Here is a 24,331-nt window from a genome sequence, read left to right on the forward strand (position 1 = left end):
TTAATCTTCAGCATGAATCCCATTACTCCTCAAAGTATCACGCATAAAATGATGCAATTCATGCATTTGTGACATTCCTGTTTTTTTACCTAATCGTCCTCCAAAATAAAGGACAAACCATATGATTATCGTAAAAAGTGTAGCAGATAATTGAATCGCGTAGTGATCACCTAAAGACCAATTCACATAAGCCCAAATTGCAAATCCAATAAATAGTCCAGCTACGATAAAATGTAAGAACATAAATAGTGTCCAAACCGTTGGGCTTGGTCCAAAAAGCCCATAAATAATACTCCCCTTATTTTCATTTTCATTAACCTCTAAGTGTAATTGAGGCGACCAAAGATGTTGTTTTGCTTTTGGGATTTTAATAAAGATGTGATCGTCAATTCGGGAAACTATAAATTCATTTTGTGAGTTTTTCGTACCCTCAAAAACCTCTAAAATAGACGTGTTATCTTGAGTTACATTAAACTTAAATCTTGGTCTTAAAACAATATCGTTGTTGTCAGGCATTTCAATTTTTTAATAGGAGTTTAAAGTACAGTTTTTTATTGAAAAAAGTTTAATTGAGTTTATTAGAATACTATTTCAGTTAAAAATAATAGCGCATCCAACATATTGACTATCTTTGCACCCGCTTACAGGATATGTAATGCAAATAAAATAAACAAGTTATGGGAAGTATAGTTGCAATAGTCGGTCGTCCAAATGTAGGTAAGTCGACTTTTTTTAATCGCTTAATTCAACGTAGAGAAGCTATTGTTGATGCAGTAAGTGGTGTTACAAGAGATAGACATTACGGTAAAAGTGATTGGAACGGGAAAGAATTTTCTCTAATTGATACAGGAGGATACGTCAAAGGAAGTGACGATGTTTTTGAAGCTGAAATTGATAAACAAGTAGAATTGGCTATTGATGAGGCAGATGCTATCATATTTATGGTAGATGTTGAGACTGGTGTTACAGGAATGGATGAAGATGTAGCCCGATTACTTCGTAAAGTTAATAAGCCTATATTTTTAGTAGTAAATAAAGTTGATAACGGTAAACGTAATGAAGATGCAGTAGAATTCTATTCATTAGGTCTTGGAGAGTATTATACTATCGCAAGTATCAATGGTAGTGGAACAGGAGATTTGTTAGATGCTTTAGTTGAGGCTTTACCAGAAATAGAAGAGGAAGAAGAAAGAGATGAACTCCCAAGATTTGCGGTAGTTGGTCGTCCAAATGCTGGAAAATCATCATTTATCAATACACTAATTGGTGAAGATCGTTACATCGTTACAGATGTTGCAGGTACAACAAGAGACTCAATAGATACAAAGTATAACCGTTTTGGTTTTGAATTTAATCTAGTAGATACTGCAGGAATTAGACGTAAATCTAAAGTAAGGGAAGATTTAGAATTCTATTCTGTGATGAGAAGTGTACGAGCTATTGAGCATTGTGACGTTTGTCTAGTAGTATTAGATGCAACTCGTGGTTTTGATGGTCAAGTGCAAAACATATTTTGGTTAGCACAACGTAACCGTAAGGGTATCGTGATACTTGTCAATAAATGGGATTTGATTGAAAAAGAAACCCAGACGATGAAAGAATACGAAAAAGTCATCAGAAAAGAAATGGAACCTTTTACAGATGTGCCAATTGTATTCATTTCAGTATTGACAAAACAACGTATTTTTAAAGCGATTGAAACTGCTGTTGAAGTTTATCAAAATAGAACTAAAAAAATCAAAACGAGCAAGCTTAATGAAGTCTTGTTGCCAGTTATTGAGAATTATCCACCACCAGCATACAAAGGTAAATTCGTGAAGATTAAATACATCATGCAATTGCCTACACCTCAACCTCAGTTTGCATTTTTCTGTAATTTACCGCAATATGTGAGAGAACCTTATAAGCGTTTTTTAGAGAATAATCTAAGAGAGCTTTTTGATTTTAAAGGTGTGCCTATTAGTATTTACATGCGTAAAAAATAATTAGATAATATATATTCTATTTTCTTCGGAAATATCTCACATCCAATAGTTCAACTATTGGATGTTTGCTTTTGTAACACTATTTAAAATCCATAATATTTTACAAAATGTAAAGTTTAGTTTACTTTTTGTAAATTTTTGTTTACTTTTGGATTGAAATAATTAAAAGGCATTGATATGAAATCAAATTATCTATTATCAAACAAGTTTAAAGTACCAGGTTGGATATTATTAAGTTTAGGAATAATATCAGGAATATTTTTAAGTATAACAGGGTTTGAATCTGATTTATTGGAAATGAATGTTTTTTCAATATATAGTGATAATGACGCATTTTCAAGTAGTGGAGGTTTTTTTAAGATTATAGAAAACAGTATCGTAGATGAAATTATTGCATTAGCCATTATTATTGGAGGTCTGTTGGTTGGTTTTTCAAAAGAGAAGATAGAAGACGAATTTATTTATAAAATAAGAACAGATTCTTTAGTTTGGGCGATTGTCTTTAATTATATCATATTGATGTTTGCAATAGTTTTTATTTATGAATTTACATTTTTTGATGTGTTAGTTTATAATATGTTCACGCCATTGTTATTTTTTATTATCAGATTCAATTTTTTAAAAGCAAGATCCTAGAATGAAAAACAATATTAAAATTGAACGTGCAAGACATAACCTTACCCAAGGAGATTTAGCCGAAAAAATAGGAGTGAGCAGACAATCCATTAATGCTATCGAAAAAGGAAAATATGTGCCATCAGCATTACTCGCTATTAAAATTGCTAAGCTTTTTAAGCTCCCAGTAGAAGATCTCTTTTTTTTAGAAGAAGGCGAGTAATAAAGAGTTTTATAAAAAAATTAAGAAAATTCATACGAAACTAAAACTATATTCGTTTTTTTAAAAACGCTATTAATCATCAGTCAATCAACCAATCACATGAAAAAATTATTCTTTTTTGTAGCACTCTTTAGTGTTGCTATTTCATTCTCTCAATCCAAATCATTTAAAATCTCAGGAAAGATACTTTCCGAAGATAACAAAGAGCCTTTAGAAGCTGCAACCATATATCTGGAGCGTGTAAAAGACAGTAGTCTTGTAACCTATACAATTTCTGATAAAGAAGGAATATTTGAAATCACAGATGAAACTTATGATGAGAAACTTAATCTATATATAGATTATGTAGGCTATCAAACTTATTTCAAGCAGATTATAATTAACAAAGAAGTCATAGATATTGGTACTATTGAGTTAGGAATTAGTAATGCTTTAGATGAAGTTATTATTAAATCAAGGTCACCAATTACGATTAAAAAAGATACGCTAGAGTTTAATGTAAAATCCTTTAAAACTAAAAAGGATGCTAACGTTGAAGATTTATTAAAGCAATTACCAGGTGTTGAGGTTGACGAAGCAGGAAAAATAACTGTAAACGGTAAAGATGTAAGCAAAATTTTAGTTAATGGAAAACCCTTTTTTGGAGATGATCCAACAATTACTACACGTAATTTAACCAAAGAGATTATTGAGAAAGTTCAAATTACAGATACCAAATCTAAGTCAGAGGCTTTTGCAGGAGAAGAAGGTGATAAAGAAAATAAAACCATCAATCTTACCATAAAAGAAGAAAATAATAAAGGTGTTTTCGGTAGAGTTTCTGGTGGTGCTGGAACAGATGAACGTTACGAGCTCGCTGGTATGATCAACTTTTTTGATAATGACAGACGTGTAAGTGTGCTCGCTGGAGGAAATAATACCAACTCACCAGGATTTAGTTTTGGCGAGATTCAAAAAATGTTTGGAGGAGGTTATAGTATGTCCATGAACAGTAATGGAACATTTACAATTGATGGTCGTTCATTTGGAAACGGAGAAGGCATAACCACCTCACAAAATGTTGGAGCAAACTATGCAGACGTGTTAAGTGATAAAGTAGAAATCAATGCAGATTATTTTTACTCAGGTAGTAACTCAGACAATGAAACAATTACAGAGCGTGAAAATATATTACCAGACTCTAGGTTCTTTTCAGATTCGCGATCAAAATCTGTGAGTGATGGACAAAACCATAGCGCTAATCTAGGTTTTGATATTGAAATAGACTCCACATTTTTAATTAATATCAATCCGTCATTTAAATGGTCGAAGTCTAACAGATCATTTTCTGAAGATGAAAGCACACGAAATGAAGATCAAGAATTGACTAACCAGTCTACAGCAACATCGTTTTCTGAAAATAATGCTAAGAATTTTGGTAATGAATTAGAAATCACAAAACGATTTGGTAATAGAGGTGCGTTTTTTAAATTCGAGATAGATTCCGAATACAATACCAATGAATCTGATGATTTTTTAACTTCAGAAACCAACTTTTTAAATTCCGAAGAAGATGATATTATTCGAGACCAGTTCACAAATTCTGAAAATAAGAATCGAAGTTTTAGTGCTTCTGCAACTTATAGATTGCCCCTAATTGCTAAAGAATTATTCTTAGATTTTGAATATCGATTTCAAGATGATAAACGTACCAATGTGAGAAGTACGTTTGATCGTGATGGTGTGACTAATCAATATGATGATTTTAATCTCGATTTGAGCACAGATTTTGAATATCTAAACCAAGAGAACACACCAACGTTAAAGTTGACGTATCGTAAAGAGAAATGGTCTACTAGTTTTACAACACGTTATGTGTTTAGAACTTTAGAAAATAAAGATTTTTTAAGACCAGAACTAGACATCAAACGAAACTTTCAAGCGCTTGAATTACGATCATATTTTAATTATCGTTTTAGCGAGAAATCGTCAATGTACACAGGTTATTCATTAAATAATAGACCTCCAGGTTTAACACAATTGCAACCTTTTCAAAACGTGACTAATCCATTAAATACCATTACAGGTAATCCAAATTTAGAACCTACAAATAGCCATCGATTGTATATGGGTTATAATGCGTTTGACTTTCAGAAAAAAACAGGAGTATACAGCTATGCAAGTGTGAATTTTAATAATAATGCAGTGGTTTCTAGAACGACTGTTGATCCAGAAACTTTAAAGAGAACAACAACATATGCCAATGTAAATGGTAATTATAATATCTACGGAAACATCAACTACAGCAAAACCGTGAAAGCAGATTCTATCAGGTCTATCAAGTTTGATGTTGGGATGTCTGTAGGCTTAAATCAAAATGTGAATTTTAATAACGAAGTACAATATAAAAGTAATGTAACTTCCTTAACCCCAAGTTTGGGTTTGAGGTTTACATGGAATAAAGTTCTAGAATTAAGACCACGTTACAGATTAACATTTAGCAAAAATACATATGATATTGATACATTTGAAGATGTGAATTTTGCTAGACATGATTTAGATTTAAACTTCACAACCTATTTGCCCAAAGATTTTGAGTGGACCAATAATATAGACTTTTCATATAATCCCAATGTTGCAGCAGGTTTTCAAAAAAGCGCATGGTTTTGGAACTCTACTTTAGCCTATTCGTTCTTAAAAGATAAAGCAGTCATGACTTTAAAGGTGTATGATTTACTCAATCAAAACACAAATGCAAGACGTCGTGCAACAAACAACTATATTGAAGACAGACAAAGTACCGTTTTAGAGCAGTACTTCATGTTGAGTTTTAGTTGGAAATTTAATAGCCTTGGATCAAAAGGCGATACAAGTAGTAATGATATGTTTTTTATAGATTAATTGTCAGTATCCAATTACTGATATATAAATAAGACTTATTTAATTCTCCTCCTTTTTTCAAGGAGGAGTGAATTCATTCTCAGAAAAGAGAATGAAGAAGAGGTGGTTTTTTTAACTCAGATCTTGTAAAACACCGTCCTTCTTTCAGAGTATAATTTCCATATAAAATAAGCTAGTCCTAAAAATCTAACCAAATAATTTAATTCGTTAGTCCAATTAAATTGTGTAACGAAATTATATTTTACAAATTCTGATTCAGGTTTATAAACTATATATTCAAAAATTAAAAAAGTATTTCCAAAAACTAAAAATGTCAATAAAATTCCAATTGATAATAGCATATAAATGTCCTTTTTAGAAGGGATTTATTCTTTATTATTTGGTTGTAAATTGATATTAAAATTAAAATAGACAAAAAACCAAACAGAACATTAATACTTAATATTATAAAATCGCTTTCTATTTCCAATAGTGTATATATCCAAGTAAGTATTGAAGTTAAAATTACATATACCTTTTCAAATACTAAATAGCATAATACACTAGACATACCGATTTTTAAAATTCCAGATTGTTTTTCTAAGCTCTGCTTTTCTAAAGAGACTATCTTAATTATATAGAATATTAGAATTGTAACTGATACAAATATGAATAAAACAAATGACCAATATAATTGATTGTAATATGTTTCTTTAAATGAGTCAAGTTTTATGTCTGGTATATATTGATTTCTATAAATATCTATTCCCTCTTTAATAAAAGTCATAATTATTAATATTATAAACAGGGAAAATATGGTTTTGAAAGTAGGGAGAAATGATTTAAATATACCTTTTTTGATGGAAATCACGAAAATAATAATTGGTATAACACCAGTGATAATTCCAGATATAGTCAAAAGAATTATTTCATTCGTAATCTGAAATTTTAAATTAAGTAGTAGTAATAATTTTATTAAAATGAAATGACTTACTCTTAAAATCAAATAGCATAAGATACTAAATGTTCCAATTTTTAGAATGTCATTTTGTTTCATTTATATGCTGATTTCAGAATGTGGCTAACTATAAAATTACATAGGTATTAGTATAAAGACTAAAACCTACCAACTACCACCAGCACCACCTCCAGAGAATCCGCCTCCACCGAAGCCTCCTCCAAAACCACCACCAAAGCCACCTCCAGAAGAGCTTCCGCCTCCAAAAAGTCCTCCACTGCTGTTGCCTCTGCCATAACTTCCGCGACCCATGTTGCTTAAAATGATAGCATCTAAAATACTTGTACCATTGGTTCTGTTTCCTCCACTTCCATTATTTCCTCCACCTTTTCGGTTTTTGGAAATGATGATGATAAAAATAATGAAGATGATAAACATGATTACAAAAGCACCAATAGGGAAGTCGCCTCCAGAATCAGATTGTCTTGTACCTTGATAAGTGCCATTTAATGTTTGAAAAATAGCATCTGAGCCTTTGTTGAGTCCTTGATAGTAATCTCCTCTTTTAAATTCTGGGATAATGACGTTTCTTGTAATTTCTCCAACGATACCTGCAGTTAATTTGTCTTCAACGCCATAGCCAGGAGAAATCCAAATCTTCCTATCATCACGAGCTAAAAGAATAAAAACACCATTGTCTTCTTTGGCTTGGCCAATTCCCCATTCCTGAGCCCATTTAGGAGTTAATAATCCAATATTTTCACCTTTAAGAGATGCTATTATGACAACTACAATTTGAGTTGATGTGGTGTCAGAATATCTAACAAGCTTTTGTTCAAGACTATTTTTTTCTGAAGAAGATAATAATCCTGCATAGTCATAAACACTCGTTTGTACCTTTGGAATTGCAGGAATGTCAAATTGAGCAGAGGCTGTTTGAGTAAATAACAAAAACACCAAAGACAAAATGAAACTACTCTTAATTGAGTTAATTAAGTTAAATGTGTTTTTATTACTATTTACTGAATATTGCATACTGCTCACTATTTTAACCTTTAGAAATCTCGTTCGATAATTCGTTAGTATTTCCATGAAGCCATGGGAAATGTGTCTCTAATTCAGTTCCTGCTTTTAAGATCCCTTCAATGAGACCTTGTTTAAATCTGTTCGCTTTAAAGTGAGCTTGCATGATGTCTTTTGTACTGTCCCAAAAATTAGCAGGTACAACATCGTTAATGCCTTTGTCTCCATAAATCACAAAGGTTTTCGCATTAACAGCAACATAGATAAGAACACCATTTTGTTGTTTAGTGTTGTCCATTTTTAGATAGTGAAACACTTCCATTGCGCGATCAAAAGCATCAATCTCATTATCTCGTTCTATATGAACTCGAATCTCACCAGAGGTGTTTTTCTCAGCATCACGAATGGCATTAATAATGTCTTGTTCTTCTGCTGCTGTTAGAAAGTCTTCAACTTTAGACATGATTTAGTTATTAAAATCAAATTCTACATCAACAGGTTTTTCTGCGCCAGCTTCACTGTCAAAATAAGGCTTATCATCAAAATTCAAGAAACCTGCAAGAATAGAATTTGGAAATTCTTTTACATGAATGTTATAAGGTTTGATAGCTTCGTTGTAACGTGTACGAGCTGTTTGTATGGTGTTCTCAGTACTAACCAACTCATCTTGAAGTTTCAAAAAGTTTTGGTTTGATTTTAAATCAGGATAACGTTCAACAGTGACCAGTAAGCTTTTAAGCGCACCACTAAGTCCGCCTTGAACTTCATTAAACTTTGCCAATTGCTCTGGTGTCACGTTTGATGGGTCAATAGTAATTGAAGTTGCCTTAGCTCTCGCCTCAATAACATCTGTAAGTGTACCACGCTCAAAATCTGCAGCACCTTTTACAGTGTTTACTAAATTTCCAATAAGGTCATTACGTCGTTGGTAAGATGTTTGAACATTTCCCCATGCTTCGCTGACGTTTTCGTTGAGTTGCACTGCTGTATTGTTAAATCCTTTTCCCCAAGAATAAATTGCAAATGCTAAAAGAGCAATGATAATAACAGGAACGAGCCATTTTTTCATAATGATAGAGTTTTAAAGTTGTGATTTTATTTTGTTTAGTTGTGCTTTGATGCCTTCTAGCTTTTCTATAATTTCAAAGGTATCTAGCGATTGTTTTTTACCTTCTTTAAGATGTATTTTTGCACCTTCTAATGTAAATCCGCGTTCTTTTACCAAATGATAAATGAACTTTAGATTCTTGATGTCTTCTGGAGTAAACTTACGGTTACCTTTAGCATTTTTTTTAGGTTTTAGAACATCAAATTCTTTTTCCCAAAACCGGATTAAAGAGGTGTTTACGTCAAAAGCTTTAGCGACTTCGCCAATGCCATAATATCGTTTTTCTGGAAGATTTATGTGCATAGCTTTAGTCTAAAGATTGATTTTCTAATGATGCTTTTTCTAATAAACGTGCATATTCTTCAGCAGTTAAATTTCCGTAGTAAAAATTAATAGGGTTGATGCGCTCTTCATCTTTAAAAACTTCATAGTGTAAATGAGGAGCTTCAGATCGTCCAGTGCTTCCAACATAACCAATAAGATCTCCACGTTTTACTTTTTGATTTGCACGTACTTTATATTGATATAAATGTGCATAAAGAGATACATAACCGTAACCATGATCTATTCTAATGTGGTTACCATAACCTGTAGAATTATTATCTGCACGAATAACAATACCGTCACCAGTAGCATAAATTGGTGTGCCTCTTGGTGCAGTGAAATCCATACCAAAATGAAATTTACGTACTTTAGTAAATGGGTCTGTTCTATAACCATAACCAGAAGCCATTCTTTTAAGATCTTTATTTCTTACGGGTTGTATTGCTGGTATTGATGATAAGAATTTTTCTTTGTCTTTAGCTAGTTTCTCAATCTCATCTAATGAACGTGATTGCACGACTACTGCTTTTTCAAGCATTTCTAATCGTTTGTTACTTTCTATGATAAGCTTTGAATTGTCATAGCCTTCGTATTTCTTGTAACGATTTACACCTCCAAATCCAGCGCGACGTTGCTCTTCTGGGATTGGGTTGGCTTCAAAGTAGAGTCTGTAAATTGAATTGTCACGTTCTTCAACACTTTCTAAAGCAGCAAATGCATTTTCAACACGTTTATTAAGTATGTCATATTGCAATTCCATATTAGAAAGCTCATGTTTTAAAGCACGCTCTCTGGGAGATTCAATATATTGACTTGAAATAAAAACGAGTAATAATGCAAAAAGTGCAGAGGCTAATAAAAATATGAATCCAAACTTAATAGTATTACCTTTCTTACGCTCAATTTTGCGGTAAGAAAGTGTTTCTGGATCGTAATGATATTTTACTTTAGACATATCTTAAAAAATTCTATTTTTGCAAGACGAATAGAACGTTACACAAATATATAAATTGTTTCTCATTAATCGAATATAATAGAAATAGCTTTTAACTATAGTACATGAAACATCACGCGATAATTGTAATCAAAATGGTTACTGTTTGTGAGATGTTCTATGTGGTAAATGAAAAAAAATAACAATCAGCACATGAAGTCTCAAGACATCCGTAATACATTTTTAAACTTCTTTGAAGAAAAAAAGCATAGCATAGTGCAATCTGCACCAATGGTTTTAAAAGATGATCCAACCTTAATGTTTGTCAATTCTGGGATGGCACCTTTTAAAGAGTATTTCCTCGGAAATGCGCAACCTAAGAACAATCGTCTTACTGATTCTCAAAAGTGTCTTCGTGTTTCTGGGAAGCATAACGATTTAGAAGAAGTAGGTTACGATACCTATCACCACACACTTTTTGAAATGCTAGGCAACTGGAGTTTTGGTGATTACTTCAGGAAAGAAGCCATTGCTTGGGCTTGGGAGTTATTGACTGAAAGATTCGGAATAGATAAAGATATTCTTTACGTTTCTGTTTTTGAAGGTGATGAAGAAGATGGTATCCCAATGGATCAAGAGGCTTACGATTTTTGGAAAGGTTACATTTCCGAAGATAGAATCCTTATGGGAAACAAGAAGGATAATTTCTGGGAAATGGGAGATCAAGGACCTTGTGGACCTTGTAGTGAAATTCATGTAGATATACGTTCTGCGGAAGAAAAAGCTAAAGTGGATGGAAAAACATTAGTCAATATGGATCATCCTCAGGTTGTAGAAATCTGGAATTTAGTATTCATGCAATACAACCGTAAGGCAAATGGTTCTCTAGAGAATTTACCAGCAAAACATATTGATACAGGAATGGGATTTGAGCGTTTGTGTATGGTGATGCAAGGTGTACAATCTAATTATGATACAGATGTCTTTACTCCAATTATTCGTGAGATTGAAACGATTACAGATAAGGAATATGGTAAAAATGAAAAGGTAGATGTTGCGATTCGTGTGATTTCAGATCACGTTCGTGCAGTCGCTTTTTCTATTGCTGATGGACAATTACCAAGCAATACAGGAGCTGGTTACGTGATTCGTAGAATTTTACGTCGTGCAGTACGTTACGGATTCACATTTTTAGATAAAAAAGAACCATTCATTTATAGACTAGTAGAAGTACTCGTGAAACAAATGGGAAAAGCATTCCCTGAGTTGAAAGTGCAACGTCAATTGATTGAGAATGTAATTAAGGAAGAAGAAACTTCTTTTTTGAGAACTTTAGATCAAGGTTTGGTTTTACTAGATCGTATTATTGAGAATTCAAAAACGAAAGAAATTTCGGGAGCAAAAGTATTTGAACTAAAAGATACTTACGGGTTTCCTGAAGATTTAACAGGTTTGATTCTCCGAGAAAACGGATTCACTTATAATCATAGTGATTTTGAAAAGAAATTAAAAGAGCAACAACAAAGAGGAAAGGAGGCGTCTCAATTAAAATCTGATGATTGGACAGTCCTTGTTGAAGATGAAGAGCAAGAGTTTATCGGTTATGATACTTTAGAAGCTCAGGTGAAAATTGTTAAATACAGAAAAGTGACCTCTAAAAAAGATGGTGAGTTATATCAACTCGTATTTAATATGACACCTTTTTATGCTGAAGGTGGAGGACAAGTGGGAGATAAAGGGTATTTAGAAGATGCGCAAGGAAATATCGTTTATATCATTGATACAAAACGAGAAAATAACGTTGCAGTTCATTTTGCTAAAAACTTACCAAAAAATGTCAATGAAACTTTTAAGGCTTCGGTAGATGCCAAACAGCGAAGTAGAACAGAGTCTAATCATACAGCAACGCATCTTTTACATCAAGCATTACGTGAGGTTTTAGGAACACATGTTGAACAAAAAGGATCTGCAGTGCATTCTAAATATTTACGTTTTGATTTTTCACATTTTTCAAAATTGACTGTTGAAGAATTACGTGACGTAGAAGATTTTGTAAATAGACGTATCGACGGAAAATTGCCATTACAAGAAAAGCGCAACATCCCAATGCAACAAGCTATAGACGAAGGCGCAATGGCTTTATTTGGCGAAAAGTATGGAGATACAGTTCGTGCAGTTCGTTTTGGTCAATCTATAGAACTTTGTGGAGGAACGCATGTGAAAAACACAGGAGATATTTGGCATTTTAAAATTGTTTCTGAAGGTGCAGTAGCAGCAGGTATTCGTCGTATTGAAGCGATTACAAGTGATGCAGTTAAAGATTTCTATTTTGAAAATAACAGAGCGTATTTTGAAATGAAAGATTTATTGAATAATGTAAAAGAACCTGTTAAAGCATTACAAAGTTTGCAGGATGAAAATACAACGCTTAAAAAACAAATTGAAGGCTTATTAAAAGATAAAGCAAAATCTATAAAAGGTGATCTTAAGAATGAAATTACAGAGATTAATGGTATTAATTTCTTAGCTAAGAAACTAGATTTAGATGCAGCAGGAATTAAAGATGTATGCTTTGAATTGGGAAGTCAGTTTGATAACTTATTCTTATTGTTTGGAGCAGAGAATGATGGTAAAGCTATTTTATCATGTTACATTTCTAAAGAATTGGTTGCAAGTAAAGGCTTAAATGCAGGAACAATTGTTAGAGAATTAGGAAAACACATCCAAGGTGGAGGTGGCGGACAACCATTCTTCGCAACTGCAGGAGGAAAGAATCCTGATGGGATTGAGGCTGCTTTGAAGGCTGCAGAAAACTATTTAAAATAACAGAAGTTTGTCATCCTGAACTTGATTCAGGATCTCATGATATGAATCTACAAACCAAAATACCACTAAAACCAAACACCTATAATCAAATCGATTATCACTCAAAGGTGCTTTTGTTAGGTTCTTGTTTTTCTGAGAATATCGGTGAGAAGTTTGAGTATTTTAAATTTCAGAAACTGCAAAACCCGTTTGGAATCTTATTTCATCCTTTAGCGATTGAAAGTTTGATTACCAATGCGATTAATGAAAAAGAATATACTAAAGACGATATCTTTTTTCATAATGAACAATGGCATTGTTATGATTCACATTCTAAATTTTCAAATGCTTCGGAAATTGAATTACTCCAAAATTTGAACAATCAAATAAGAAGTACACATCAGTTTTTAAAAGAGGCTTCTAATGTAATTATCACTTTAGGAACTGCTTGGGCTTATCGTTTTATTGAAACAGATGAGTTTGTTGCTAATTGTCATAAGATTCCGCAGAAAAGATTTTCAAAGGAGTTGCTTTCCGTAGAACAAATTACGGAATCTTTAGAAGCTATTATGAGTTTGGTTAAAAGCATAAATCCTAAGGTCGCTTTTATTTTTACAGTTTCACCTGTAAGACATATTAAAGATGGCTTTGTTGATAATACGCAGAGTAAATCACATCTAATTGCTGCAATTCATCAAGTAATAGAACCAAGAAACCATAACTACTATTTCCCGTCTTATGAGATTATGATGGATGAACTTCGAGATTATAGATTTTACAAAGAAGATATGTTGCATCCCAATGCGATTGCTGTGAATTATATTTGGGAACGTTTTGTGCAGGTTTGGATTTCCGAAGAAACAAAAACTACAATGAAATCTGTAGATGAGATTCAAAAAGGATTATCTCATCGTCCATTTAACTCGCAGTCTGATGCACATCAAACTTTTGTTAAGCAATTAGAAGAAAAGAAACATCTTTTACAATCTAACTTACCACACATCATATTTTAGGCTTGATTTTTAGTTAATTACGTTTAATCTTTTTTAATTACTTCTTATCGAAAAAATCCTAACCAACTGACATTAAGTTATATATTCGTCATGCTATTAATCAATTGTAAAAAGCGTCAGTTCATTTTGTTGTCCCAAAAGGCCTTAACAAATCTGATGCTTTTTTTATGCTCTAAAGTGAGATTAGAGTATGGTTCTCTGTTTTTCTATTTATAAGGTTTACCTACAAATATCAATGATTTGATAACTGGTATTAATAAATTTAATTCTAATAAAGTATTAGCGACTTTAGAGCATCTCAGCGATTGGTTAAATGTAGATAAGTTGATTTTATCTAATCAAAGATTGAGAAATTCTCTGCATCTCATAAGATGTAAATAATGCCAAAGAAGAAGAAATAACCTTAATTAACACGTACACTTTTTGGTACTAAAACGGTGTAATCACCATTATTTCTAATCACATCTCTAACAATAGATGAAGAGATATATGAGGTTTTTGCAGCTGTTAATAGAAAGACAGTTTCAATTTTAGATAATTTTCTATTGGTATGTGCAATGGCTTTTTCAAATTCAAAATCTGCTGGATTTCTTAATCCTCTAAGTATAAAATCTGCATCAATTTCTTTACAAAAATCAATGGTCAATCCAGTATAAGTGACAACTTTTACTTTTGGCTCATCTTTAAAAGCTTCTTCAATATATTGTTGTCGTTGCTCTAATGAAAACATGTATTTTTTTTCACTATTAATACCAATAGCAATTACAACTTCATCAAAAAGTTTAATACCACGCTGTATAATATCATGGTGACCTAAAGTGATTGGATCAAATGATCCTGGGAATATTGCTCGTTTCATAGTCTGATTTCTAAAATCAAAGATAATTATTATTTATTGAGAGAAGATTCAATAGCATTCTCAAACAATTCACTCATACTAATCCCTGCTTTAGTAGCTTGCTGAGGTAAAATACTTGCAGCAGTTAATCCAGGAACTGTATTGACTTCTAATAGATGAGGTTCTCCGTTTTTAAAAATATATTCACTTCTGCTAAATCCTTTTAGTTTTAGAACTTCATATACTTTTTTGGCTAGTGTTCTCACTTGTTCTGCTTTATCTTCATCAATTCTTGCAGGTGTGATTTCTTGTGATTGTCCAAGATATTTAGCTTTGTAATCAAAGAAATCATTGTCTGAGACGATTTCAGTAATTGGTAAAACAATCGTTTCACCTTTGTAATTTATGACGCCTACGGAAACTTCAATTCCGTCAAGAAAAGATTCAATAATAACTTCATCATCTTCTTTAAACGCAACATCAAGCGCATTTTGTAATTCTTCTTTTTTATATACTTTGGTGATTCCAAAGCTACTTCCAGCGCGATTTGCCTTTACGAAACAAGGTAAACCTACTTTATTGACAATAGCATCTTCATTTATACTGTCGCCTAAGTTGACGAAGTAGGACTCTGCAGTTTTAATTCCGTAGGGTTTTAAAGCACTTAAACAATCCCGTTTATTAAATGTTAATGCAGCTTGATACATGTTACAACTCGTATGCGGAATTTCCAACAGCTCAAAATAGCCTTGCATAAAACCATCTTCGCCAGGCGAACCATGAATTGCATTAAAAACACAATCAAAATTAATTCTGGTTTCATTGACTAAAACAGAAAAGTCATTCTTATCAATTGGAAACTCTTCATCCATATCATTAACAAAAACCCATTTGTCTTTGAAAATATGAACACGATACGCATTGTATTTTGTCTTGTCAAGGGTGTCATAAACCACTTGTCCGCTTTTTAGGGAGATTTCATATTCGCTAGAATATCCACCCATAATGATGGCAATATTTTTTTTCATAATATTTCCTACGAAGGCAGGAATCTCATTTTAATTAAACATTATTGATACATTTTAAAAACAATAAAACATATGAATTTTCAGTTAAGCTAAAATACCAAATAAACCCATAATAAAAACCCTTTCGTTTTTATATATTTGCACACAATAAAATATGACATGAGTTTCATACAATTTCTCAAGAGTAAAACATTTTTCAAACAAATAGGACTAGCAGTAATTGCTTTGGTTGTTATTGTATTTCTAACGATGCGATATCTAAGCTATACAACTAATCATGGAGAGTTTATAGAGGTGCCTGAGTTAACAGGGAAGTCTTTAGAGACTGTGAAAATAGAATTAAATGACCATGATTTGGTGATGGAAATTCAAGACTCTGCAAATTATAATCCTAAATATCCTAAGTTTTCTGTGATAGAGCAATATCCAACAGCAGGTTCTCAGGTTAAAGAAAATAGAAAAATATACTTGACTTTAAATCCGTCAGGATATCGTAAAGTCTCAGTTCCAAATATTGTACGTCGCACATTTAGACAAGCAAAACCAACGCTAGAAACCTTAGGTTTTAAAGTAGGAAGCGTCACTTATGTTGATGATATTGGTAAAGAAGAAGTAATTGCTATCAAGTACAAAGGAAAAACCATAAAAGCAGGAGACATGCTTCCACTAACCTCAAAAATTGATGTTGTTTTAGGCAACGGAAAAAGAGGATCCAACTAAAATGACTACAGAATATACAGTACCAGAAAAGGATGACAACGATGACGAATTATACGAACATCATTCATTTACAGCAGATAAAGGCCAAACACCACTTCGCATAGACAAATATTTGATGAATCGCATCGAGAATGCTACCCGAAATAAAATTCAGGCAGCAGCAAAAGATGGCAGTATTTACGTCAATGATGTCCAAGTAAAGCAGAATTATAAGGTCAAACCTTTAGATAAGATTCGCGTGCTTTTTGAGCATCCACCTTATGAGAATTTATTGACACCAGAGGATATTCCTTTAGATATCGTGTATGAAGATGATGAGCTTTTAGTGCTCAATAAACCATCAGGAATGGTGGTTCATCCAGGACATGGTAATTATTCAGGAACGTTGATTAATGCATTGATTTTTCATTTTGACAATTTACCTAATAACTCAAGTGAGCGTCCAGGATTAGTTCATCGTATTGATAAGGATACATCTGGATTACTCGTTGTTGCAAAAACAGAGCATGCAATGACACATCTCGCAAAACAGTTTTTTAATAAAACTAGTGAAAGAGAATATGTCGCTATTGTTTGGGGAAACATGGACGAAGATGAAGGCACGATAGAAGGTCATATTGGACGTCATCCCAAAAACAGATTGCAGAATACCGTTTTTGATGGGGATGATGCAGACGAGAAAGGAAAACCAGCAGTAACACATTACAAAGTTATTGAGCGTTTAGGCTATGTTACTTTAGTTACTTGTAAGTTAGAAACTGGTCGTACGCATCAAATTCGTGTGCACATGAAATATATTGGACACACTCTTTTTAATGACGAACGTTATGGTGGCGAGCGCATTTTAAAAGGGACTACATTTTCAAAATACAAGCAGTTTGTAGATAATTGTTTCAAGATTTTACCAAGACAAGCGCTGCATGCTAAAACATTAGGATTTATACATCCAAAAACTGGAGAAAAGATGAGTTTCGATTCACCAGTTCCAGAAGATATGCAACAATGTATTGAGAAGTGGAGACATTATGCAAAGCATAAAGATTCTGACTAGAATTTGGTTAGATTAAAAAAAATATTATTTTTGAGTAAGAATTTTATTATAAAATATGAAAAGAAGAGACTTTATAAAGAGATCAGGACAAGCGTTAGTCATAACTTCAGTAGCTAGTATTGTTGGAGTATCAGCAGTGTCATGTTCGTCTAGTGATGATGATGCAATGTTTAACGATGGTTATTATGATGACGGTTATTACGACGATGGATACTATGATGATGGTTATTATGACGATGGTTATTATGACGATGGATATTACGAAGATTAGTAGTTTTTAATTATATCTGAATACAAAATAAACCTTGTTTTCTAAAAATTTATAATGTTTTTCAAATGATCCATTTTGTGTGATTTGAAAAACATTTTTGTTTACAATACTTTTACTTTCCAAGGATTACAATAACAATTTAAACAATAAGAATGAGCGCTTCAAAAAGTGATGTGGAATCATCAATTTTAGTATATAAAAGTTATGGAGGAATAGGTGATATTTTTTTTACAATTCCTTCATTATATATGCTGAAGCAAAAGTTTGACAAGGTTACTTATGCAACTCAACCTAGAATGGTCAACCTTTTTAATACGCAGCTAAAAGGGATTACTGTTATTGATGAAAACCAAGTTAATGAAGCTGATTACACAGAGGTTATTGAATTAGGTAACTACCCTAAATTTAATAATACTACTGTAAAAAAGCCTCAAATTACTTACCATACACATAAAAGAGTAAAGCAACATTCTATTGAGCATTATAAAGATGGTATTGTTTCAGTGTTTTCTGAAATTGAAAAATCTAAAGAGCCTTATCCGTTTTTAAAAAAAAGGAAAGCATCAGATCTTTATTATACCATTCATCCAGGAGCAGGATTTATTTTGAAAGCGTGGCCAATAGATTATTATGCAAAATTGATAGAACTGATACATGATGCATTTCCTCAATTTACTGCTAAAATAATTATAGGACCAGATGATCCAAATCCAGAACCTTATTTCAAAAAAGACAATCTAAATATCGAATTAATTACAGGAGATATAGATGCGGTTGCTCATGAAATTTCTGGTGCACAGTTTCATATAGGAAATGATGCAGGAATTACACACTTAGCTGGAGCTTTCAATATCCCAATACTTACCATTTATGGACCAACAGGACCTGGGTCTTGGGGAGCTTTTTCAGATAAAGTTGAACTTATCTGGGGAAAAAAAGGCAATTGTGGTTTAAAATGCAACTATCATGTCATTATTAATTGCAATGATCGAGTTTGTTTAAATAGCGTAAAGCCTGAAAAAATGTTTTATCAGTTGCTTAAATTACTTCATAAAATATATAACTCTCCATCAAGTTTGTATTGTTTAAATCCAGATTTTAAAATGAGTATTGAAGATGATTCTTATATATTTTTCAGTAAAGAAAATGAATATTTATTAGAAATAAAAGATTTTGAAAGCCGAAAATTCATAGCTAATAATCTAACCGAAAAAGATATTTCCGTAGAAAACATGCCAGCTCAGTTTAATGAAACATTTCAGGCTTTAGAGAAATTACATGTTTTTACGCCTTTTCCTAATTTAAATTTTAATAATAGTAATGAAGTCAATGCTTAACTTAGAAAACGTTACTTTATTGGGAGTTGATTGTGTTGATTTAAACAGATTAATCTGTGCTGCAGATATTTCAGAAAAATTCATCAATTTCAAATCAGTTAAACTCTTAACGCATTTTGAATCTAGCGATAGTCGTGTGGTTACAATTCCGCAGATAACATCTATTGAGGCGTACAGTGAGTTTATGATAAAAGAGCTCTACAAATATGTAGATACAGATTTTGTTTTAGTATTTCAATATGATGGTTTTGTTATAAATCCTAAGCGTTGGTCTAATGATTTTTTTGATTACGATTATATTGGCGCACCATGTTTTTGGGGAATGGGAAATGGCGGTTTTAGTTTTCGGTCTAAAAAACTGCTAAATATTTTAAAAAATGAAGAAAGTATTGTTGATTTTCATCCAGAAGATCACAAGATATGTGAAACCTACAGGCCAGAATTAGAGGCTAAAGGTATTAAATATGCGCCTGTTGAAATTGCTAAAAAATTTAGCGTAGAAAACAATACTTGGAATGGGCAGTTTGGATTTCATAACGCAGACATATCTTTATGGGATAGCGAAAAATTTGTGAGTACTCCTAAAGTTGAAGACTTTGTAAATAAGCTTCAAAACCAAAATGATGATACTAATCCTATAAAATTAAGTTATGTTGTACAGATTTATCTAGAAGACAATACATTTAACCCATTGCAAGAATTAATTGATGTTTACAGTGGTTATAGTAGAGATATACTAAAACATATGCATTTTGTGTTTGTTGATGATCATTCTCCTGTTCCAGTTGAAATTCCAGAAGATACAATTCTCAATTATACACTTGTAAGAGTCAAGACAGATATTATGTGGAATCAAGGTGGAGCAAGAAATCTTGGTGTAAAACTTGCTAAGTCAGAACGTTTTATTGCCACAGATCTAGATGTCTTATTTCCAGAAAATTTATTAAGCAAATTAGTAGATTACAGTCTTCCTAACAATTCGGTATTTAAGTTTAATACCATTTCTAATTTAGAAAGTGTAAGACCACACGTTAACGTTTTTTTTATGACCAAAAAGGTGTTTATGAAAACGCAAGGTGTTGATGAAGAATTCAGCGGAAATTATGGTTTTGAAGACATATTTTTTTATCACCAACAAAAAGCATTAGGAACCAAGTTTTTTCTTTATCGCTATTCTAATATTGTTCATAAAGAGCATAAAGATTCCGAAGACACTCAGCACAACAGTTTGATTAGAGATAAGGAAATTAATGAACAGCTTATTGCAGATAAATTAGAGATTATCAAAAACTCAGCAAATCCATTAGATGCTAGGAGTCAACTATATCTCAATTTTGAATGGGAAGTATTAGAGGAGCAGATGCATAAATAGTGTAATAAATTTTATTTATCTGTTCATAGTTTTTCTTTTTGTTAATGAGTTGAAAAGTCTACCCTAGAATTGTATTTTTGAATATAAATTTTTAGAATCTATGAAACTCGTTTTATCTCCAGCAAAATCATTAGACTACGATAGTAAATTACCTACGACTAAAGCAACACAAGCGCGCTTTTTAAATGAAGCGGAACGCATTAATAAATTGCTGAAAAAGAAGTCTGCAAAGAGCTTGTCTAAGTTGATGCATATTTCAGATAATTTAGGTCAATTAAATTACGAGCGCAATCAAGAATGGACATTACCTTTTACAAAAGATAATGCAAGACCAGCTATTTATGCGTTTAGTGGAGATGTATATCGAGGATTAGATGCCTACACAATTGAGAACAAAAGACTTGATAAAGTTCAAGATACAGTACGTATTATTTCTGGTCTCTACGGAATTTTAAAACCACTAGATCTCATCCAACCATATAGGTTAGAAATGGGAACAAAATTTCCAGTCGGTAAGAATAAAAACCTTTATGAGTTCTGGAAAAAGCAAGTCACTCAAGCTTTAAATGAAGAGTTAGAAGATGACGAATTGTTTTTGAATCTTGCAAGTCAAGAATATTTCAAAGCTATAGATACAAAAACTTTAAAAGTACCAGTCATTAATATTAAGTTTCAAGAATTAAAAAACGGTCAATATAAAACCATTGCTATTTTCTCAAAATTAGCCAGAGGTTTAATGACGAGATATGTGATTGATACCAATGCTAAAACGATTGAAGATATCAAAGGTTTTAATATGGAGAACTATCGTTATACTGAAGATTTATCAACTGAAAATGAATTGGTGTTTACGAGATAGAGCTTTAATTCCTGCGAGTTTGTCATTCCTGCGCAGGCAGGAATCCGCTTAAATTTCTAAATAATAATTATGGATTCCTGCCTGCGCAGGAATGACAAACTCGCTTAAAACATGTTCCAACACAAACATCCATATAAACCCTTCATAAAAAAAGACACCACAAAACTCATTGTGGGTACATTGCCACCTCCAAGATTTACAACAGGAGACTTACTGGAAAAAGATGTTGATTTTTGCTACGGAAGCTACCACAACTCACTCTGGAAATTTATAGACAACATCCATAATTTAGATTTAAGATACGATAATTCTCAAGAAGCCATAGATCAACGAAAAGCTTATTTAATAAAACACAATATTGGTGTTTGTGATATTGTAGAAAGCGCAGAGCGCACTAAAATTGATGCCTCAGATTTAGGCATGCAAAACATCAAACTAAGAGATGTGATTGGTTATTTAAAACAATACCCAAATATAGATACACTGCTATTCACAGGTGGAAACAGTAAAAACGGACCAGAATACTTCTTTAGAAAACACATAAAAGATTATAACCTAAAATTACAATTAGTCTCTAATGAAACACCAAGAGTTCATGAGTTTGAACTTGATTACCATCAAGACCAACGTCATTCAGTGTGTGATTCTCATTCAGAGTGTGATTGTCATTCAGAGCGTAGCGAAGAATCTCCAAACAAAAGAAGCATCAAAACCATCTCATTAACCTCTTCATCTGGAGCAGCAAATATCTCAATTAGTAGAAACCCATTATACAAACATCTCAAAGCTAAAAATCCAAACTTTAATACGTTTGATTTTAGAGTGATGCAGTATCGGGAGTTTTTTTAGTGGATGGTTTGTCTGACGAGTTCCTTTAGTTTGTAATAAATATCTTTGAATAACGAAAGAGGAAAACTAAACGAGAACCTTAAAATAAGCTGCAAATAAAACAAGTAGTGCCAAACATTTTGAAAATAATTATTAGACTCATGTAAAGCTATTATGAGGTGAGCAACCTGTAAAAATTAATTTTTAAAATTCTTTATTACTTAGCATTTTTTAAAATAGTTTACCAACTACATTTGCAATATTTTTAATCACTAATTATGGAATTATTCATAGGTTATATTGGTTTTATTATTTCAGCGTATTCAGTGATTGCCAACGATGTTATTCAAACACTTGGCACATTTATATCTTCAAATTTTAAAGTAAAGTGGTGGTGGCTTTGGCTTTTTGCCATTAGCATTCTAACAATAACGTTGTGTTATGGTTGGTATGTAAATGATGGTGATGTGTCTTATGGTAGATTGGCGAATATACCATTGCCAGAGACTTTGGAATGGTGGTATCTTTTAGTACCAATCGCTCTATTGGTCATAACTCGATTCGGAATTCCTGTGAGTACTACATTTATGATTTTAAGTGTTTTTTCTTCGAGTATGATTATAGAAAAAATGATTTTAAAATCGGTTTATGGATATGCAATTTCCTTTGTTTTTGCCATAGTGGTGTATATTTTTATTTCTGGAAAATTAGAATCCAAATTTTCTTTAGATAAATTAGATAAACACAAAAAGAGGCATTATTGGTTAATAGCGCAATGGTTTTCTACTGGATTTTTATGGTCTCAATGGTTGATTCAGGATTTTGCAAACATTTTTGTTTTTCTTCCAAGAAAACTAACCATCGAGCAGCTTTTACTATCCTTGACCTGCATTTTTCTAATTATGGCATACATTTTTAGAAAAGGAGGCGGGAAAATCCAGGAAATAGTTAATCAAAAATCTAATACCAAGAATATTCGTTCTGCCACAATTATCGATTTAATCTATGGTGTTTTTCTATTTGTATTTGGGAATCTCAATTCAATTCCTATGAGTACTACTTGGGTGTTTATTGGGATTTTAGCAGGAAGAGAATTAGGGATAACATATCAATTGAATAAAAAGAAAATAAAATACACTTATATCATTATCGCCAAAGATTTTGGTAAAGTAAATATAGGACTAGCTGTTAGTTTAGTGATTGCGTTTTTGATCCAGTATATAAAATAAATATTGCGTATTAGAGTATTGGGAAAAAACTAATTACCATTTGTATTATTGGCTTTTCAATGTTTTGTGTTTTGAAGTTTATTTTTTTCCTTGTTGCCAATGTTCGCAGTTAGAAGAAGGTTGATCGTGTTTTTTATGTAGTCAAAACCATCTCACTAACCTCTTCTCTTCATCTGGAGCAGCAAATATCTCAATTAGTAGAAACTCATTATACAAACATCTTAAAGCTAAAAACCCAAACTTCAATACGTTTGATTTTAGAGTGCTACAGTATCGGGAGTTTTTTTAGAGTATGTGTCTTGTCCTGAAATATGGCTACAGGTTAAAATTGATTTTTACACTGTTAATTGATATACCATATTTGGTGTTTTATAGTCTAAAGATAAATGTAATCTTATTTCGTTGTATAAATTAATTGCATTTTTTGCAGTTCTTTTGGCGTGTGTCATATCTGTAAAGGTTTGGTCGAGATAAAATTCATCTTTTAAAATGCCATTCACACGTTCAGCCATTGCGTTTTCATAACAATGATTTTCTTCAGTCATACTAATATCTATCTTTTTTCTTTTTAATATTTGTGTGTATACATTGCTGCAATACTGGATTCCTCTGTCGGAATGATGGATAAGTTGTTTAATATTTTTAGCTTGATAAATAGCCTTATTAAGCGCTCTGACGCATCCTTTGAGTTCTAAGCTATCACTAAGATCATAACCAACAATTTTTCTAGAATACATATCTGTAATAAGTGCTAGGTAACAAAAGCCTTTTACGGTTCTAATATAAGTTATATCACTAACCCAAACTTGGTTAGGCCTTGTAACTTCTAAGTCTTTTATAATGTTATTATACTTATAAAAACGATGATACGAGTTAGTCGTTCTAGCACTGGTTTTCTTTCTAAGTGTTAGCATTTGGTGTTTTCTAAGAACACTAAATAAAGTATCTCTA

23 protein-coding genes are annotated in these 24,331 nt (G+C 32.2%); 14 read left to right on the top strand and 9 right to left on the bottom strand.

The window, feature by feature from the left end; translation table 11 throughout:
• Positions 1–516 carry a GTP-binding protein gene (locus IM744_RS15810; protein ID WP_194509117.1) on the bottom strand — a complete coding sequence of 172 codons (516 nt, stop codon included), beginning with the start codon at positions 514–516 and terminating at the stop codon, positions 1–3.
• Positions 517–677: 161 nt separating this feature from the next.
• Between IM744_RS15810 and der the strand changes: the two genes are divergently transcribed.
• The 4 genes from der to IM744_RS15830 all read left to right on the top strand — a co-directional run bounded on the left by der (position 678) and on the right by IM744_RS15830 (position 5,703).
• Complete coding sequence (der, locus tag IM744_RS15815) at positions 678–1,985, top strand: ribosome biogenesis GTPase Der (RefSeq protein WP_194509118.1); 1,308 nt, start codon at positions 678–680, stop codon at positions 1,983–1,985.
• Positions 1,986–2,162: 177 nt separating this feature from the next.
• On the top strand, positions 2,163–2,621 hold the full coding sequence (locus IM744_RS15820; protein WP_194509119.1) for a hypothetical protein: 459 nt from the start codon (positions 2,163–2,165) through the stop codon (positions 2,619–2,621).
• A gap of 1 nt (position 2,622) precedes the next feature.
• Positions 2,623–2,823, top strand: coding sequence for a helix-turn-helix transcriptional regulator (locus IM744_RS15825; protein WP_194509120.1), 201 nt, complete (start codon positions 2,623–2,625; stop codon positions 2,821–2,823).
• Between the two features lie 99 nt (positions 2,824–2,922).
• Positions 2,923–5,703: an outer membrane beta-barrel protein gene (locus tag IM744_RS15830; protein WP_194509121.1), complete on the top strand. Its 2,781-nt coding sequence runs from the start codon at positions 2,923–2,925 to the stop codon at positions 5,701–5,703.
• 1,102 nt (positions 5,704–6,805) lie between these two features.
• Here IM744_RS15830 and IM744_RS15835 read toward each other — a convergent pair.
• The 5 genes from IM744_RS15835 to IM744_RS15855 are packed head-to-tail and all read right to left on the bottom strand — an operon-like array spanning position 6,806 to position 10,050.
• Positions 6,806–7,675 carry a TPM domain-containing protein gene (locus IM744_RS15835; protein WP_194509122.1) on the bottom strand — a complete coding sequence of 290 codons (870 nt, stop codon included), beginning with the start codon at positions 7,673–7,675 and terminating at the stop codon, positions 6,806–6,808.
• A 13-nt stretch (positions 7,676–7,688) separates the two neighbouring features.
• Positions 7,689–8,126, bottom strand: coding sequence for a TPM domain-containing protein (locus IM744_RS15840; RefSeq protein ID WP_194509123.1), 438 nt, complete (start codon positions 8,124–8,126; stop codon positions 7,689–7,691).
• Positions 8,127–8,129: 3 nt separating this feature from the next.
• Positions 8,130–8,732: a LemA family protein gene (locus IM744_RS15845; RefSeq protein ID WP_194509124.1), complete on the bottom strand. Its 603-nt coding sequence runs from the start codon at positions 8,730–8,732 to the stop codon at positions 8,130–8,132.
• Positions 8,733–8,744: 12 nt separating this feature from the next.
• Positions 8,745–9,074 (bottom strand): MerR family transcriptional regulator, encoded by a 330-nt coding sequence (locus tag IM744_RS15850; RefSeq protein ID WP_194509125.1) that lies wholly within the window; start codon positions 9,072–9,074, stop codon positions 8,745–8,747.
• A 4-nt stretch (positions 9,075–9,078) separates the two neighbouring features.
• Positions 9,079–10,050 (bottom strand): M23 family metallopeptidase, encoded by a 972-nt coding sequence (locus IM744_RS15855; RefSeq protein ID WP_194509126.1) that lies wholly within the window; start codon positions 10,048–10,050, stop codon positions 9,079–9,081.
• A 192-nt stretch (positions 10,051–10,242) separates the two neighbouring features.
• On the opposite strand from IM744_RS15855, the gene alaS reads away from it, so the two are divergent.
• Positions 10,243–12,855 (top strand): alanine--tRNA ligase, encoded by a 2,613-nt coding sequence (gene alaS / locus IM744_RS15860; protein ID WP_194509127.1) that lies wholly within the window; start codon positions 10,243–10,245, stop codon positions 12,853–12,855.
• Positions 12,856–12,896: 41 nt separating this feature from the next.
• On the top strand, positions 12,897–13,847 hold the full coding sequence (locus IM744_RS15865; protein WP_194509128.1) for a GSCFA domain-containing protein: 951 nt from the start codon (positions 12,897–12,899) through the stop codon (positions 13,845–13,847).
• Positions 13,848–14,250: 403 nt separating this feature from the next.
• On the opposite strand, the gene coaD is transcribed toward IM744_RS15865, so the two are convergent.
• A complete protein-coding gene (gene coaD, locus IM744_RS15870; protein WP_194509129.1) occupies positions 14,251–14,706 on the bottom strand; it encodes a pantetheine-phosphate adenylyltransferase in 456 nt (151 codons plus the stop codon).
• A gap of 29 nt (positions 14,707–14,735) precedes the next feature.
• On the bottom strand, positions 14,736–15,713 hold the full coding sequence (locus tag IM744_RS15875) for a D-alanine--D-alanine ligase (protein WP_194509130.1): 978 nt from the start codon (positions 15,711–15,713) through the stop codon (positions 14,736–14,738).
• Positions 15,714–15,872: 159 nt separating this feature from the next.
• Between IM744_RS15875 and IM744_RS15880 the strand changes: the two genes are divergently transcribed.
• The 8 genes from IM744_RS15880 to IM744_RS15915 all read left to right on the top strand — a co-directional run bounded on the left by IM744_RS15880 (position 15,873) and on the right by IM744_RS15915 (position 23,380).
• Positions 15,873–16,433 (top strand): PASTA domain-containing protein, encoded by a 561-nt coding sequence (locus tag IM744_RS15880; protein ID WP_194509131.1) that lies wholly within the window; start codon positions 15,873–15,875, stop codon positions 16,431–16,433.
• 1 nt (position 16,434) lies between these two features.
• Positions 16,435–17,484 (top strand): RluA family pseudouridine synthase, encoded by a 1,050-nt coding sequence (locus IM744_RS15885; RefSeq protein ID WP_194509132.1) that lies wholly within the window; start codon positions 16,435–16,437, stop codon positions 17,482–17,484.
• A 55-nt stretch (positions 17,485–17,539) separates the two neighbouring features.
• Entirely contained in the window at positions 17,540–17,755 is a 216-nt protein-coding gene (locus IM744_RS15890; RefSeq protein ID WP_194509133.1) for a hypothetical protein, read from the top strand.
• Between the two features lie 152 nt (positions 17,756–17,907).
• Positions 17,908–19,092, top strand: coding sequence for a glycosyltransferase family 9 protein (locus IM744_RS15895; RefSeq protein ID WP_194509134.1), 1,185 nt, complete (start codon positions 17,908–17,910; stop codon positions 19,090–19,092).
• A complete protein-coding gene (locus IM744_RS15900) occupies positions 19,076–20,464 on the top strand; it encodes a DUF5672 family protein (protein WP_194509135.1) in 1,389 nt (462 codons plus the stop codon). Before IM744_RS15895 ends, IM744_RS15900 begins: the two co-directional genes overlap by 17 nt.
• A 100-nt stretch (positions 20,465–20,564) precedes the next feature.
• Positions 20,565–21,323, top strand: coding sequence for a peroxide stress protein YaaA (gene yaaA, locus IM744_RS15905; RefSeq protein WP_194509136.1), 759 nt, complete (start codon positions 20,565–20,567; stop codon positions 21,321–21,323).
• Positions 21,324–21,434: 111 nt separating this feature from the next.
• Complete coding sequence (locus IM744_RS15910; protein ID WP_194509137.1) at positions 21,435–22,172, top strand: uracil-DNA glycosylase family protein; 738 nt, start codon at positions 21,435–21,437, stop codon at positions 22,170–22,172.
• A 257-nt stretch (positions 22,173–22,429) separates the two neighbouring features.
• Positions 22,430–23,380 (top strand): hypothetical protein, encoded by a 951-nt coding sequence (locus tag IM744_RS15915; RefSeq protein WP_194509138.1) that lies wholly within the window; start codon positions 22,430–22,432, stop codon positions 23,378–23,380.
• A gap of 335 nt (positions 23,381–23,715) precedes the next feature.
• Here IM744_RS15915 and IM744_RS15920 read toward each other — a convergent pair.
• Positions 23,716–24,331 (bottom strand): IS3 family transposase (locus IM744_RS15920; RefSeq protein ID WP_194509139.1); only part of this gene is annotated, 616 nt, incomplete at its 5' end.

This window comes from Psychroserpens luteus (assembly GCF_015319355.1).
GTDB classification, from domain to species: Bacteria; Bacteroidota; Bacteroidia; order Flavobacteriales; family Flavobacteriaceae; genus Psychroserpens; species Psychroserpens luteus.

Bases quoted from the DNA above. Each gene is read 5' to 3' on its own strand.
- IM744_RS15875 (WP_194509130.1), bottom strand. From the start codon at position 15,713: ATGAAAAAAAATATTGCCATCATTATGGGTGGATATTCTAGCGAATAT.
- IM744_RS15915 (WP_194509138.1), top strand. From the start codon at position 22,430: ATGGAATTATTCATAGGTTATATTGGTTTTATTATTTCAGCGTATTCA.
- IM744_RS15885 (WP_194509132.1), top strand. From the start codon at position 16,435: ATGACTACAGAATATACAGTACCAGAAAAGGATGACAACGATGACGAA.
- IM744_RS15845 (WP_194509124.1), bottom strand. From the start codon at position 8,732: ATGAAAAAATGGCTCGTTCCTGTTATTATCATTGCTCTTTTAGCATTT.
- coaD (WP_194509129.1), bottom strand. From the start codon at position 14,706: ATGAAACGAGCAATATTCCCAGGATCATTTGATCCAATCACTTTAGGT.
- IM744_RS15810 (WP_194509117.1), bottom strand. From the start codon at position 516: ATGCCTGACAACAACGATATTGTTTTAAGACCAAGATTTAAGTTTAAT.
- alaS (WP_194509127.1), top strand. From the start codon at position 10,243: ATGAAGTCTCAAGACATCCGTAATACATTTTTAAACTTCTTTGAAGAA.
- IM744_RS15855 (WP_194509126.1), bottom strand. From the start codon at position 10,050: ATGTCTAAAGTAAAATATCATTACGATCCAGAAACACTTTCTTACCGC.
- der (WP_194509118.1), top strand. From the start codon at position 678: ATGGGAAGTATAGTTGCAATAGTCGGTCGTCCAAATGTAGGTAAGTCG.
- IM744_RS15910 (WP_194509137.1), top strand. From the start codon at position 21,435: ATGTTCCAACACAAACATCCATATAAACCCTTCATAAAAAAAGACACC.
- IM744_RS15820 (WP_194509119.1), top strand. From the start codon at position 2,163: ATGAAATCAAATTATCTATTATCAAACAAGTTTAAAGTACCAGGTTGG.
- yaaA (WP_194509136.1), top strand. From the start codon at position 20,565: ATGAAACTCGTTTTATCTCCAGCAAAATCATTAGACTACGATAGTAAA.
- IM744_RS15825 (WP_194509120.1), top strand. From the start codon at position 2,623: ATGAAAAACAATATTAAAATTGAACGTGCAAGACATAACCTTACCCAA.
- IM744_RS15895 (WP_194509134.1), top strand. From the start codon at position 17,908: ATGAGCGCTTCAAAAAGTGATGTGGAATCATCAATTTTAGTATATAAA.
- IM744_RS15890 (WP_194509133.1), top strand. From the start codon at position 17,540: ATGAAAAGAAGAGACTTTATAAAGAGATCAGGACAAGCGTTAGTCATA.
- IM744_RS15840 (WP_194509123.1), bottom strand. From the start codon at position 8,126: ATGTCTAAAGTTGAAGACTTTCTAACAGCAGCAGAAGAACAAGACATT.
- IM744_RS15880 (WP_194509131.1), top strand. From the start codon at position 15,873: ATGAGTTTCATACAATTTCTCAAGAGTAAAACATTTTTCAAACAAATA.
- IM744_RS15900 (WP_194509135.1), top strand. From the start codon at position 19,076: ATGAAGTCAATGCTTAACTTAGAAAACGTTACTTTATTGGGAGTTGAT.
- IM744_RS15835 (WP_194509122.1), bottom strand. From the start codon at position 7,675: ATGCAATATTCAGTAAATAGTAATAAAAACACATTTAACTTAATTAAC.
- IM744_RS15865 (WP_194509128.1), top strand. From the start codon at position 12,897: ATGAATCTACAAACCAAAATACCACTAAAACCAAACACCTATAATCAA.
- IM744_RS15830 (WP_194509121.1), top strand. From the start codon at position 2,923: ATGAAAAAATTATTCTTTTTTGTAGCACTCTTTAGTGTTGCTATTTCA.
- IM744_RS15850 (WP_194509125.1), bottom strand. From the start codon at position 9,074: ATGCACATAAATCTTCCAGAAAAACGATATTATGGCATTGGCGAAGTC.